We start from the raw sequence: 13,028 nt of genomic DNA, 5'->3' as shown, positions 1-13,028 counted from the left end.
CCCGGGGTGGTGGCGGGGGCGTTCTGCTGTGCTTGCGACCGGCAGGTCAGCTGGCAATGGATCCGGTGAACTCGGGGGAGTCAAGGTCGTAGTTGTCACTCGACCGCTGCACCGTCACCACGATCTTCTTGCCGTACTTCATCTCGAGGCTGTTGTCGTCCGTCTTTACCGCGGTGACGCCGGGAGCGAGGCGCCCCTCGAGCGGGGCCTTCCCCGTCTGGAACTCGTTGCTGCTGGCCTCGCCACCATTCGTGGCACCCTCGATGATCGTCGACAGTTCGTCCAGCTTCACTGCGGACTTGCCCGTGTTCGTCAGCTTCAACTTCACGCGGAACTCGGTGCTGTTGGGATCGTCCGTGGAGAAGTCATCGTCGGTGAACTTGGTCCACACCCTCGCCTCGACGACCGTGAGCTTGAGCCCGTCGGGCCAGGTGTACGACTCGCCGAACTTGAGACCCGTCGACTTGCCTGCGGTCCCGTCCCCACCATTGCCGGCCCCGTCAGAGCAGTACGCCATCCAGTCGGCCTGACTGAGCGACTGGTCAGTGCAGTCGACGTTCTTGTCCTTGGTCTTGCTGGTCGACGCCGACGCCGACGCCGACGCTGGTGCCTTGTCCGGTGACTTCGCATCAGCCTTGTCGCCTCCGCCGCCGCACGCGGTGAGTGCGGCCAGAAGCAGGGCAGCCGTGGCTGCAGTCGTGCGAACGCGCATGATTCCCCCACGGTTGAGCTAGTGATCTGACCCGACGCTACGAGCAGGACTCCTCGAACTTGACCGCCTTCAACCTCACCGGCTGGCCATTGAGCGCGGCCCCAGCGGCGGGCGACTGCGAGCACACCTTCCAGTTGCTCTCGACGAGCACCCAGCGGCCCGCGCTCGATGCGTCTTTGACGGTGATAGACGTGCCCGAGTCGAGCGCGGCCCGCGCCGCCTTCACCGACTTGCCCGTGAAGTCCGGCATCTTCCCGCCCGCCACCGACGGGGCAGCCTCATCCTTCGCCGGGCAGGTCTCCTCCAGCTTCACCGCACCGAAGTCGAGCGTCGTGTCGACGGGGATCGTCTTGCCTGCCTTGTAGTTCTGGCTGCACACCTTCCAGTTGCGGTCGAAGGCTTGCATGCGGTCCCGGCCGAGCGAGTCATGCGACTTCAGCGAGTAGAAGCCTTGCTCCTGCGCCGTGTCCTGCGCGGACTGCAGGCCCATGCCCACGAAGTTGGGCACCGTCTTCCGTTCGGTCGCCGTCGGCTTGTCGTCCTTCGATGCCGACGCCGTGGCGGCCGGGGCCGGGGCGCCGCTGGCCTTGCTGCCGTCGGTCGGCTGGCAGGCGAGGACGCCGCCGACTGTGACGGTGAGCAGGATGGCACTGATCATGCGGGTACGCACAGAGTCCCCCAGAGTTGAGCTAGTCGGGACACCGTAGGGCAGACGGGGCGGAAGGGGGAGAGGGGTTGCAGGGCTGTGACATCCGGACGCGACGGCGCCCCCGCTTCTCTGCTAACCGGCGGGGGCGGGGGCGCTTCGTCGTGCAGGCGGTTCTAGCTCCAGCCGCCGAAGAGGCCGCCGCTGAGCTGCGCCGAGCAGATGTTGTATCCGCCGACGGCATGCCCCGTCTTGGTCTTGCCGTCCACGGTCACCGAGCAGTGGATGTCGCCGCCACCCTGGAGTTGAGCAGTGACGCTGTAGTACATGGCGTCATCCTTCAGCGTCAGCGTCTTGGTCATCGGCAGACCGCGGCCTTGCAGGTTGTCGGTGTCGCTGCCGTAGGTGATGTCCACGCCGGACGGTCCGGACCCCCACACCTTGAACACGACCTTGTCGGCGGGCGCGGCCGGCTCGGTCTTCTTCGGCTTGGCCTTCACAGCGGCCGGCTTCGCGGTCTTCGTGACGGTGACCGTCGGGGCGGGCTCGGGCTTCGCCTTGCCCGCCGCGGTCGCGGTGACGGTGACGCGCGGCGCCGGCTTCGCGTCAGCAGCCGTCTTCTGGTCGTTGCCGGAGGAGCCGATGCCGACTCCGATGAACAGGATGACCAGGGCGGCGGGGATGGCGATCCGCTTGCGCGCCCACTTCGGGCGGCCGGTGGGCTGCGGCGGCATCGGAGGCGGCGGCACTTGGCCCCAACTGGGCCCGGACGGCGGCGGCTGGTTGTGCGACATGTGTCCCCCCAGGGATGGTTCGTGGAGGGATGACCGTAACGGGGCAGGTGAGGAATATGTAAGGGCCACGGAGGTACGGTGATGAAACCGTAACGAAATATGAACCTTCAACGAACAGGGGCCCGCCTTGGGGTGTGGGCGGTCCCTTGTCGGCTCTCGCGCGACAAGGGCTCGCCCCCGCTCCTCTGTCAATCGATAGGAGAGCGGGGGTATTTCGTTCACCTGCACTGTTCTTGAGGAATGGCGACACCGCGAACTACCCTGCTGCGTTTGGTCGTTGTGCGTCGCGTCTCAACTGCCGCACAGGCGGTCGACGGCTATGGGCTTCCAGCGCAGGAACACGACTGCCGCGCGTGGACGAAGAAGCAATCCGCTCACCGCATCCGCATCGTCCACATGGTCACCGATGGAGACGGTAAGGGCGGAACATCCGGCAAGAGCACGCTCGATGAACGGCCCGGACTCATGGATGCGGTTGCCTGGATCGCCGACCGCCGCGCCGACGGGATCCTCGCGCCGAACCTGGACCGGCTCGCCCGTGAACTCACCGTGCAGGAGGCCGTTCTCAGCTACGTCTGGGAGTGCGCCCCGGTACGGACAGAGGTCCGTCGACAAGACCCTGACCGTCGGCGAACAGGAAGAGCAACGCGTCCGACAGATGGAGCAATGGCGCGACGAGGAGCACTTGAGCATCCGCGCCATCTCCGCGAGGCTCAACGAGCAGGGCATCCCGAGCAAGCGTGGTGGCAATTGGCACCCGACCACAGTTGGTCCACGTGAGGCCGAAGCTCTGCATCGCGATTGCCATGCATGGATCATCGTCGCTGACACTGACAGTGGGCTGTCAGCTGTCGCAGCCGATGCCGTCGCCGTCGCGGTCGAGGTGGGAGGCGTAGCCGGGTTCGCCGCGGTGGATGGGGGCAGCTCCGGCTGCACGGGCTTCGCTGCAGTTGGCGTAGTAGACGCTGCTGCCGTCGTCGCCCGCGGTGCTGCTTCCGCCGCTAATGCCGCTGCCGGTGTTGGCCTTGGCGGTGACTGTCACCTTGACCTTCACCTTGCGGGTCTCGGTGACGGTGGGCGCCGGCTCGGGATCGGCGGTCTCGGTGGCTGTTGCGGTGACGGTGACGGTCGGCTGCGGTTTCGCGGAGGCAGCCTTGGCGTCGTCCGTATTCTGGGTGTCGCTGCCTCCGGCGCCGATGCCGATGAAGAAGGCGAGTGCGAGGGCGGGCAGGACGTAGCGTTTCCGCGCCCATCTCGGGGCCGTTCTGGCGGCTGGCGGTGTGGGCGGCGTGGTGTACGGGTTGGTCATGTGTCCCCCCAGGTGTGGTTCGAGGGGGATGACGGTACGGCGGCGGGGCTGGTGGTGTGGGGGAAATGGGGAGAGTGGCCGCCCATCGGTGACCGTCTTCGCATGCCGGGCGCCCCGGTCCGCCATAGCCTGAACGTCTCGGGGCCTGTCGCGGAGGTCAGTCATGCCCCGAACCATCTGGTCAGGCGCCATCAGCTTCGGTCTCGTGACCGTGCCTATCCATGTGGTGAGCGCCACTGAGGATCACAGTGTCCGCTTCCACCAGATACACCTTGAGGACATGGGCCGGGTGCGGGTGCGGAAGGTCTGCGAGATCGAAGACCGAGATGTGTCGAAGCGTACCGACGCGAGTTACCAACCTCTTGGCCGAGTACACCTAGAACGTGTCGGCGCCGCGTAAGGGCGCCCCTCTTTGCGGTTGCCGACACGAGCGTGCCCCCGGTTGCCAGCCAACCGGGACACGTGCCATTTCTGGGAGACGGATGGGAGATCATCTCCCATCCGGGAGCCGGACGGACGAACACCCCATCAACCCGGCTGAACCCGGCCCGATGGGGCTCCGGTGCAGGCAGAACCCGGCGCACCCCCCAGGTGATCGAACCGCTGCCGTCGGCCTGGGGCGACGCGGGGATCGTCCCAGGCCGGCCCGGTAGGCCCGCATATGGTGTCCCGAGGCTACTTCCTATCGCTCGCAGAGGAACTGTCTGCTCCCTAGAGTGGGCTGGAGTGCCGAGGAGGCGTACGGACATGGATCAAGAACAGATCCTGGCCAGGATCACGGCCATGGTGGACGACGAACGGCGACTGCGTGACGCCCTGGCGGCCGGGCAGATCGACAGCGAGACCGAACACGCACGGCTGGGGCAGCTGGAGCGCGATCTCGACCAGTGCTGGGACCTGCTGCGCCAGCGGCGCGCGAAGTCCGAGTTCGGCGAGAACCCGGACGAGGCCAGGGCGCGTCCTTCCTCGCAGGTCGAGGACTATCTGAGCTGAGAGCGCACGCCCCGCACGCCCTGCGCGGCGCGCGTGAGGCCGTCAGCCGACCAGCTCGAGTACCGGCCGCAGACCGTCCGGGCGATGTGTCACCGGCAGGTGGTCCACGAAGTGCACGCCGCAGCCCAGGGCCGCCGCACCGCCGTCCGCCCGGCGGTCGTCGCCGACCATGAGGGCGTCCTCGGGCGCGACGCCGAGTGCGCGGCAGGCGGTGGCGAACAGCCGTCGATCCGGCTTCTGGACGCCGTGCTCGTACGACAGGACGTACGTGCCGATGTAGCGACTGAGACCGTGCGCGCGGAAGACGGGCCGCAGATCCCAGCCGATGTTGCTGACCACGCCGACCGCGATGTCACGCTCGCGCAGCGCGTCCAGGACCTCGTCGGCGTCCGGGTAGGGGCGCCAGGCGTCCGGCAGCATATGACGGTCGTACAGCGCGTCGTACAGCCGGGGATCGGGCAGCGGCACCTGGCGGGAGACGCCGGTGTACGCGGCCCGGTGCAGCTCGGCGCTCGCGTCGCGGGTGCGCCACACCTCGTCGAGGCCCTCGGGCAGCCGAGGCGGACGGCCGCCGCCGGGCAGCGCCCCCACCGTCTCCAGCGCGTGCGCGGCCTCGTTCAACTCCCCTTCGGACAGGGTGAGATCCGCTTCGCGGAGCACCGCTCGCAGCCAGGACTCGGCTGATTCGGCTCGGAAGAGGGTCCCGGAGAAGTCGAAGAGCACGGCTTTGATCGTCATGAAGGAGATCCTTCGCGGCGCGTTCGGTGCGGGTCAAGTGCGAGTCGACCCGCGCGAAGCGAGGCGTCCCGAGCCGGGCCATCGTTCGTAGAACGCCACCGCCAGCGCGACGATCAGGGCCCCGATGAGCCAGCCGCCTACGACGTCCGACGGCCAGTGCACGCCGAGCCATACGCGGGTCAGGCCGACGCCCGCCACGGAGACCACGGCCAGGGCGAGCGCCGTACGCCACAGCGCGCGTCCGGCGCCGTAGCGGTGGAGCAGCCACAGCAGCAGCCCGCACACCACGGTGGCCGTCAGGGCGTGGCCGGAGGGGAAGGCCGCGTAGTCGGCGGAGTCCACGGGGTCGGGCCAGACGGGGCGCTCGCGGCCGACCGCCGACTTCAGCCCCTGCTGCACCAGTGTGCCCAGCGCACACGTGGCCACCACCCATAGGGCGAGCCACCATGCCGAGTGCCTCCACATCAGCCAGACCACCGCGGCGGCACACACCGCGCGCATCGTCCAGGGGTCCCACACCCAGTCCGTCAGGATCCGGAACGCATGGGTGACACCGGGGTCGTCGACCGCCCAGGTGTGCGTCGTGCGGGCGATGTCGCCGTCGAGGGCGAGCAGCGGATGCCAGGAGAACGCGACCAGTACGAGGAGCAGCACGGTCGGCACGGCGAGAGTCCCCGCGGTGAGCGCCGCGGTGCGGGGGCACGGAGGGCGGGGCGGTGAATCGGCGGGCGGGGAGTGCATGGCGTGATCCTCGCCGACGGACGGGGCGGGAGGCGAACACCGGGGCGTGTGAGGCCCCGCCCGGCGCGCCCCTAGCTCAGCGCCCGCAACCCCGGCACGAATGCCACCAGTACGGGAATCACCGGCACCAGCGCCGCCGCCGCGGTCAGCCGGAGCCGACGTGCCGCCGTGAGCCTGTCCGGGGCCGTGAGGAGGCGGTCGACGCGCTGCGGGACGTGCGCGTCGGGGGTGGGGCAGGGGCCGAAGACGCCCCGGTCCTCGTTGAGTTCCACCAGGGCGAGGGCGATGGTGAGACGGCCGAAACGGCGCGACGCCACATCGTCGGCGGCGAGTTCGACCAGGCGGTGCATCTCGTCGCGGAACGCGGCGAACACGGGCACCTGCGGAAAGCCGGTGGCCAGGGCGGCCGAACAGTGCAGCAGCCAGTCGTGCCGGGCCCTCGCGTGTCCCTGCTCATGGGCGAGTACGGCGTCCAGCCGGCGACCCTCGAGACGGCGCAACGCGGCTGTGGTGATGACGAGTTGGGGCGCCGCGCCGGGCAGCCACCAGGCGTCGGGACGTTCGCCCTCCAGGACCACCAGACGGTCGGCGCCGGGCTCCTCGCCGGGCAACAGAGGGGCGCGTACAAGGAGTTCGGACCGTCGCTGCCGACGGCGTGACCGGGCCCGTGCGATCTCACGGACCAGCATCGCCGCGGTCCAGACGCCCCCGCACGCGAGCGCCACGGCGGTCGTCGCGGCCCAGGCCCCGCCGGTGCTCGCCGCGTAGGCGTCCACGACCGAGCGCGGCGCCCCACCGAACACATGGCCGCGCACGGCCACCCAGGCGGCGGCCGCGCTGAGCGTCATCGACAGCACACAGCACAGCAGAACGGCCGCCACCACGCACTGCCACACCCACAGGGCGACCACCGGTTCACGGTCCGGCCAGTCCGCCCGGGCGAGCAGCCGCGGAGCGACCACGGCGGCCAGGGCGCCGAGCAGCAACAGTGCCGCGGGGACCATCATGGGGTGAAGCCTATGAGCGTGGCGTAGTCGGTGGATACGGGCTACGACGGCAAGTGACGTACGCCACGGTTTCGTACAGCGCCCAGGGCGCGCAGCGCTGTTGGTGGTCCTAGAGCGTGACCAGCATGGCCAGCATCGCGATGCCCATGGACAGGCGGCAGGCCTGGGAGAGTTCGGGGCGGTCGGCCCAGGCGAGGGTGCGGGGGCCCGCGGACGCGGGGGCGGACACGGGGAGCAGTCGGGCGCCGGAGCGCAGGACATAGCCGGTGAAGTAGAGGAGGAGGACGCCGGTCACCAGCGGGATGCCGGTGCCGGCGTGGCCGTGGTGACCGGGGGAGGCGGCCATGGTGGCCGCCATGTAGGCCATGGCGAGGGCGCCCATCAGGTGGTGCAGGTGGTGGGAGCCGACGCGGGCCGTCCACAGGGCGCGTACGGCGGTGCCGGCGAACAGGGCGGCGTACGCGAGCCAGGCCCAGCGCGGTGCTGTGGCCACCGCGGCGGGTAGGGCCATCGCGGCCATGCCGAAGCCCATGAGCGCCTCGCCGCCCGCGGTGCGGCGCTGTTCCTCGACGGGGCTGCGCATCCGCAGCAGACAGTAGGCCCCGGTCGCCGCGCACAGCACGACGAGCAGCCAGCCGGGTGAAGCCGGTCCGTGCACCGCGTACCTCCCCGCTGGACGATGTCGGACATCGGACAGTCGGTCAGGGCATGCCCCACCCGGCCGGGGCGCAAGCGAGCGCACAGGCGTATGGGGGGAGCGTGAGGGAGTGCGGCCCAGATGGAGGCGGGTGATGCACAGTTGTTTTACTTGTAAAACACCTGCTAAGGTTACAGGTATGAGTAGTGCGACCACCCCCCGTCCCCCACGCACACGGCGCCTCCCGCTGGCGGGCGTGCTGCGCATCGGCAGGCCCTCCGACATCTGGTTCAAGCCCGCGCTGAGCGTCGTGGCCGCGGTCGCCCCGCCCAACCTGACGCTGTTGGCCCTCGGCCGGCTGGATCTGGCGATGTACACGATGGCGGGCTCGCTCTGCGCGCTCTACGCCCACAACCGGCCGTACGCCGCCCGGGCGCGCGCCCTCGCCTGGGTGGTGCTCGGCATGCTCGGCGGTCTCGCCGTCGCCCTCGTCACTGCCTCGCTCACCACGGACGCCGTCGTACTGGTCACGGTCGGCGCGCTGCTCGCCGCCGCGCAGAAGGTGCTGTGCGACGCCACGCGCATCGGACCGCCCGGTCACGTGGTCCTCGCCTTCATCTCCTCGGCCTCCCTGTTCGCACCGCAGACCCTCGGCCAGGTGCCGGGCCATCTCGCGCTCGGCGCGGCGGCGGGCGCCTGGGCCTGGATCGTCGGCATGGCCCCCGGGCTCGTCCGGCCGCACGGCCCGGAGCGGCGTGCCACCGCGCACGCGCTGAACACGGCGGCCACGTACGTCGAGGCCCGGGGAACCGGGGACGGGGCCGCCAGTGCCCGCGCCGCCGCGGCCGCCGCCGTGCACGCCGCCTGGCAGTCGCTGCTGTCCACCGGCGCCCGCTCCGCGCCCCGGCGCGCTCTCGAACGGCTCGTCGTGCGCGCCGAGGTCGCGCTCGCCGCTCCCGCCGATACGGAGGCCGCGCAGCTGCGGGCCTGGGCCCGTGAGCTGGGCGGCACCGGGCCTGTTCCGCGTCCGGCCGACCTCGCGGACAGCGCCGACGAACTCCTCGGCGTGGAGGCCGAGCTCGCCTTCGGCGAACGGCCGTTGCTGAGCCGCCTCGGCCCGCTCGGCCCCCTCGCCCTGCGCACCGCGCTCGGCTGCGCCCTCGCCGGATACGCCTCGCTCGCGCTCGGTGTCGGCCGCCCCTACTGGGCGCTGGTCACCGCCGCCTCGCTCTACCAGGCCAACATCACCCTGACCTGGAGCCGGGGCGTCCAGCGCGTCGTCGGCAACCTCGTCGGAGTGCTCGTCTTCGCGGCGGTCGCCCCGCTCGCCCACCTCGGGGAGGCGGTCCTCGTCCTGTGCTGCCTCGCCTTCAACTTCGGAGCCGAGGCGCTGATCGGGCGCAACTACTGGCTCGGCACCATCTGCGTGACCCCCATGGCTCTGCTGATCACCGAGTTCACGCGATTCCAGCAGCCCGAGCAGCTGATCACCGACCGTGTCGTGGACACCCTCGTGGGCGCGCTGGTCGGCTTCGCCGCAGCGGTCGCCGTGACCAACCGGCGGGCCGGCGACCGCATCGAGCACGCCCTCAGCGCGGTGGAGCGAGCCCGGGGGCACGCCACCGCCCTGCTGGCCGAAGAGCGCACCGATCCTGGCGCGCTGGAGTCCGCCCGCCGGAGCCTGGCCGCCGCCGTCGTCGACCTGCGCGCCGCCGCCGACGCCGCCGCCGGCGAATGGTGGCAGCGCGCCCTGCCGCAGGAGCGGGTCATGCGGGCGGAGCAGGCCGGACATCGTACGCTCGCGGCGACGGTACGACGCCAGGGACTGCACTGCTTGGAGGGCACACCGGCATGACGAGAGCGGACGGGCGGGCGGAACCCGAGGGGACCCCTGTCCGACGGGTGGAGACGGAGGATGCGCGCGTTGGGCGGGTGCAGACGGGGGATGCCTCCGTGGGACGGGGCGACGTGGACGACACCGCCGCCGCAGGGGCGGAGGTGAAGGATCCCGCCGCCCGCCAGAGGGAGACGGAAGGCGCCACCCTCGGACCGGTGGAACCCGAGGAGCCCGCCGCCCAAGGGGTGAAGGCAGCGGCCGCCCCCGCCGGGCGCCGGGCGGAGACACAAGCGCCCGCCGGGGCCCCACAGGCGGACGACACAGAGACGCCCCCCGCCGGCCGCGCGACGCCCGGTGACACCGTCGCCGCTGTCGTGCGGCAGTGGCAGGCCGTGCGTCCCGATCTCGACACCGGGCCCATGGAGGTGATCGGTCGCGTGAACCGGTGTGCCGCGCTCCTTCAGCAGGCCGAGGACGCCCCGCTGCGCCGGGCCGGGCTCACCCGCCCCGAGTTCGACGTCCTCGGGACGCTGCGGCGCACCGGGCACGAATTGACGCCCAGCGAGATCGCCCGAGAGACGTTCTCCTCCGGTGCCGCCGTCACCAAGCGGCTCAAGCAGCTGACTGAACGCGGCCTGGTCGAGCGGCGCGGTGACACCCGTGACCGCCGGGTCGCGCACGTCCGGCTGACCGACGAGGGGCGGGATCTCGTCGACGGCATCCTCCCCGAACAGCTCGCGTACGAGACGACGGTCCTGTCCGGGGTCGACCTCGATCGGCAGCGCGAACTGGCCGGACTGCTCGGCGAGTTGCTCGGTCAGCTGGAAGGCCGACTGGGCCTGCCGCGCGCCTGAGTCCACCGAGATGGCCGACTCCGTACGCCGCCGCGTCGCGTCGTAGGGCCGTCAGCATCTTTACGGTGACCGACCGTTGACACGAGTCGCGAACCCCTCCTACGTTCGGGCACGTCGGTTCGGCATCGCGATCGGCGTACGAGGTATCGAACCATCGGCCTTGCGGAATGCCGAGGCCACGGGGAGGGGACTGCGGCGTGGCGCTCACCATCGACCTGGGGACCGACACCGGCCCCTTCCACGGCGGCGCGAGCGGCACTCTCTACGGCCTGTACGGCGACGGCGTGCCCAGCCGCAATGTCGTCGAGGGCATGTACGTCCGCACGGTGGCCACCAAGGCCCAGGACGGCACCCAGCATCCCGGAGCCGACGCGCTCGACGTCCTCGCGCCCTTCGTCGACTGCGGCGGCAGGGACGTCTACATCTACATGACCGACATCTACCGCGGATTCCCCTATCAATGGCCCGGCGCCACCGGGGAGGAGCGGCTCGCCGGTTTCATGGCACTGGTCGAGAAGCAGGTCCGGCAGGTCCTGACGACGGGCGCCTACAAGTCCCATGTGGTGTACGTGCCGTTCAACGAGCCCGAGGGCAACATGTTCGGGACTCAGGAGTGGAGCTACAACCGGATCTCCTGGCGCACCGACCCGCGCCACTACTTCGCCGCCTGGAAGGACGCCTTCCGGCTCATCAAGCGCCTCCACCCGGGCGCGCGCGTCGCCGGCCCCAACACCAGCATCCTGTACGAAGAGGTCAGCGGCTTCCTGGAGTTCGCCAAGGCTCATGACGTGCTGCCCGACGTGATCACCTGGCACGAACTGTCCACGCCTGCCGCTATCCGCACCAACGTCGCCAAGTATCGCGAGACGGAAAGGCACTTGGGGATCGGTCCGCTGCCCGTCAACATCAACGAGTACGCGCACAACTACCACTTGTCCGTGCCGGGCCAGATGGTCCAGTGGATCTCCGCCATCGAGGAGTCGAAGATCGACGCCGACATGGCGTACTGGAACATCGACGGCAACCTCAACGACTCGGCGGTGGAGGCGAACAAGGGAAACGGCCAGTGGTGGCTGTTCAACGCGTACGGCCGGATGACCGGCCACACGGTCCGGGTGACCGCCCCCCGGCCCAACATCCAGTACACCCTCCAGGGCGTCGCCACCCTCGACCGGGACAAGCGGCAGGCCCGGGCCCTGTTCGGCGGTGAGAGCGGCGACGCGGACATCGTCTTCGCGCATGTACCGGCCGAGCTCTTCGGCGACACCGTGCACGTACGGCTCCACGAGATCCCGTGGACCGGCCAAGTCGGCGCCTCCGCACAGCCGTTGCGCCTCCAGGACCGCGAACTGTCCGTCCTGGAAGGGAGGGTGACGCTGCCACTGACGGACCTCCAGGAGATGTCCGCCTACGAGGTCATCCTCTCGCCCGGCGGCAAAGGTGCCGCACTCGTACCGCCCTCGGTGAGCCGGCGGGCGACGTACGCGGCCGAGAACGCCACGTACACGGGCGGCGGTTACGCGAGGAACGGACCCGAGGGATCGCCCTCCGACGTCGACAGGTTCGCCTCCTTCGGCACCCACCACATCGGCGGTCTGCGCACCGGTTCCGACGGCGTTCTCGCCTTCGCCGTCGAGATCCCGCGGGACGGGACGTACGACCTGAGCGTCTTCGCCAACTCCTACAACCTCGACGACCTGGTCGCCGAGCAGGGCCCCACCAACGTCTTCCTGCGCGTCGACGGCACCGGCCCGCGGGAACTGCGGCTGCCGCTCGGCTACAAGCGGGCGGTGTGGGGCCACACCGACACCCGGGTCCGTCTGACCGCGGGCAGGCACACCCTCACGCTCGCCGCCCAGGATCCCGACCTCGGCGTGACGAAAGGCGACGCGGTCATCGACAGGATCGACCTGGCGCTGCGCGACGAGCAGGTGACGGCCCCCGCACTGTACGAGGCCGAGTACGCGGTCCTCGGCGGCGGGGCGCAGGTGAGTTACGCCCACCGTGGGGCCTCCGGCCCGGGTGCCGTCGTACTGCCCCACGGCGGCACCGCCACCTTCTGGGTGCACGCGGCGACCGACGGCGAGGCGACCGTGTCGGTCGGCCAACTGGGCGGCGGCGAGGGCACCTTGACGGTCAACGGCGAGAACCTGGGGTGCATCGGCCGGATTCCGCTGTTCCTGTCCGGCGGCATCAACAAGCTGACCGTCACGGCCGCGTCGGCCCTGCTCGTCCTGGACCGGCTGCGGGTCGGACCCGGGAGCGGTCATCTGAAGACCACCGTGTACGCCGCCGAAGAGGGCGTGGTCACGGGCGGCGCGAAGGTGACCGGCGCCCTCACCTTCGCCACCGGCGGGAAGGCGGTCGACGGCATCGGCAACGGAGCGGCCAACGCGCTCACCCTCAGCGTCACGGCCGCGCACACCGGTCGGCACGCCCTCCCCATCCGCTACTCCAACGGCGAGCAGACCCCCGCCACCCACTACAACCCGGACCCGGTCTGCCGCCACGCGGACCTCTCCGTCAACGGGGAGTCGCCGCGCCGCGTGCTCTTCCCGACCACCTTCCACTTCAACAACTTCTGGCATCTCACCGTTCCGGTGACGCTGCGGAAGGGGGCCAACACCTTGACCTTCACCGCCGAGGAACTGCCCGACTTCGACGGCGCCGGGTCCCCACGCTTCCGGCAGCGTTCCGCCTACGCGCCCGTCATCGACCAGGTGGAGGTGACACCAGTGGCCTGACATCTCACGTCCACGA

The 13,028-nt window shown here is 70.5% G+C and carries 12 protein-coding genes and 3 pseudogenes; 7 read left to right on the top strand and 8 right to left on the bottom strand.

From position 1 onward, the window contains the following. Positions 1-46: 46 nt before the first annotated feature. The 3 genes from AB0D27_RS00530 to AB0D27_RS00520 all read right to left on the bottom strand — a co-directional run bounded on the left by AB0D27_RS00530 (position 47) and on the right by AB0D27_RS00520 (position 2,152). The gene (locus AB0D27_RS00530; RefSeq protein ID WP_362500733.1) at positions 47-712 is read right to left on the bottom strand and encodes a hypothetical protein; all 666 of its coding nucleotides are present in this window, start codon (positions 710-712) and stop codon (positions 47-49) included. 37 nt (positions 713-749) lie between these two features. Beyond that, positions 750-1,370, bottom strand: a complete 621-nt coding sequence (locus AB0D27_RS00525; RefSeq protein ID WP_362500732.1) for a PASTA domain-containing protein — start codon at positions 1,368-1,370, stop codon at positions 750-752. A gap of 164 nt (positions 1,371-1,534) precedes the next feature. Continuing rightward, positions 1,535-2,152: an MmpS family transport accessory protein gene (locus AB0D27_RS00520; protein ID WP_362500731.1), complete on the bottom strand. Its 618-nt coding sequence runs from the start codon at positions 2,150-2,152 to the stop codon at positions 1,535-1,537. A 240-nt stretch (positions 2,153-2,392) separates the two neighbouring features. Between AB0D27_RS00520 and AB0D27_RS00515 the strand changes: the two are divergent. Together AB0D27_RS00515 and AB0D27_RS00510 are read left to right on the top strand one after the other, a co-directional pair. Beyond that, positions 2,393-2,680 (top strand): annotated as a pseudogene (locus AB0D27_RS00515) (recombinase family protein); the annotation flags it as partial. Continuing rightward, a pseudogene (locus AB0D27_RS00510) lies at positions 2,601-2,909 on the top strand (hypothetical protein); the annotation flags it as partial. The pseudogenes AB0D27_RS00515 and AB0D27_RS00510, both read left to right, overlap by 80 nt. An 87-nt stretch (positions 2,910-2,996) precedes the next feature. On the opposite strand, the gene AB0D27_RS00505 reads toward AB0D27_RS00510, so the two are convergent. Then, the gene (locus AB0D27_RS00505; protein ID WP_362500730.1) at positions 2,997-3,461 is read right to left on the bottom strand and encodes an excalibur calcium-binding domain-containing protein; all 465 of its coding nucleotides are present in this window, start codon (positions 3,459-3,461) and stop codon (positions 2,997-2,999) included. Between the two features lie 163 nt (positions 3,462-3,624). Here AB0D27_RS00505 and AB0D27_RS00500 point away from each other — a divergent pair. Next, positions 3,625-3,798, top strand: a pseudogene (locus tag AB0D27_RS00500) (Ku protein); the annotation flags it as partial. A gap of 410 nt (positions 3,799-4,208) precedes the next feature. Beyond that, on the top strand, positions 4,209-4,454 hold the full coding sequence (locus tag AB0D27_RS00495) for a DUF2630 family protein (RefSeq protein ID WP_362500729.1): 246 nt from the start codon (positions 4,209-4,211) through the stop codon (positions 4,452-4,454). Between the two features lie 42 nt (positions 4,455-4,496). Here the strand turns inward: AB0D27_RS00495 and AB0D27_RS00490 are convergent, their stop codons facing one another. From AB0D27_RS00490 to AB0D27_RS00475, 4 genes are all read right to left on the bottom strand, one after another. Continuing rightward, positions 4,497-5,186, bottom strand: a complete 690-nt coding sequence (locus tag AB0D27_RS00490) for an HAD-IA family hydrolase (RefSeq protein ID WP_362500914.1) — start codon at positions 5,184-5,186, stop codon at positions 4,497-4,499. Positions 5,187-5,225: 39 nt separating this feature from the next. Continuing rightward, on the bottom strand, positions 5,226-5,933 hold the full coding sequence (locus AB0D27_RS00485; RefSeq protein WP_362500728.1) for a phosphatase PAP2 family protein: 708 nt from the start codon (positions 5,931-5,933) through the stop codon (positions 5,226-5,228). A 71-nt stretch (positions 5,934-6,004) separates the two neighbouring features. Continuing rightward, a complete protein-coding gene (locus tag AB0D27_RS00480; protein WP_362500727.1) occupies positions 6,005-6,940 on the bottom strand; it encodes a M56 family metallopeptidase in 936 nt (311 codons plus the stop codon). 109 nt (positions 6,941-7,049) lie between these two features. Then, positions 7,050-7,598 carry a DUF5134 domain-containing protein gene (locus AB0D27_RS00475; RefSeq protein WP_362500726.1) on the bottom strand — a complete coding sequence of 183 codons (549 nt, stop codon included), beginning with the start codon at positions 7,596-7,598 and terminating at the stop codon, positions 7,050-7,052. Positions 7,599-7,776: 178 nt separating this feature from the next. On the opposite strand from AB0D27_RS00475, the gene AB0D27_RS00470 reads away from it, so the two are divergent. The 3 genes from AB0D27_RS00470 (at position 7,777) to AB0D27_RS00460 (ending at position 13,012) form a co-directional block, all read left to right on the top strand. Beyond that, positions 7,777-9,432 carry an FUSC family protein gene (locus tag AB0D27_RS00470; protein WP_362500725.1) on the top strand — a complete coding sequence of 552 codons (1,656 nt, stop codon included), beginning with the start codon at positions 7,777-7,779 and terminating at the stop codon, positions 9,430-9,432. A gap of 356 nt (positions 9,433-9,788) precedes the next feature. Beyond that, the gene (locus tag AB0D27_RS00465; protein WP_362500913.1) at positions 9,789-10,268 is read left to right on the top strand and encodes a MarR family transcriptional regulator; all 480 of its coding nucleotides are present in this window, start codon (positions 9,789-9,791) and stop codon (positions 10,266-10,268) included. Between the two features lie 197 nt (positions 10,269-10,465). Then, positions 10,466-13,012, top strand: a complete 2,547-nt coding sequence (locus AB0D27_RS00460) for a cellulosome protein (protein WP_362500724.1) — start codon at positions 10,466-10,468, stop codon at positions 13,010-13,012. Positions 13,013-13,028: the final 16 nt, after the last annotated feature.

Source organism: Streptomyces sp. NPDC048415 (assembly GCF_040651675.1).
In the GTDB taxonomy this organism is placed as follows: Bacteria; Actinomycetota; Actinomycetes; order Streptomycetales; family Streptomycetaceae; genus Streptomyces.
The sequence above is the reverse complement of the archived record's forward strand: the minus strand, read 5'-3'. Positions and strand labels throughout refer to the sequence as shown.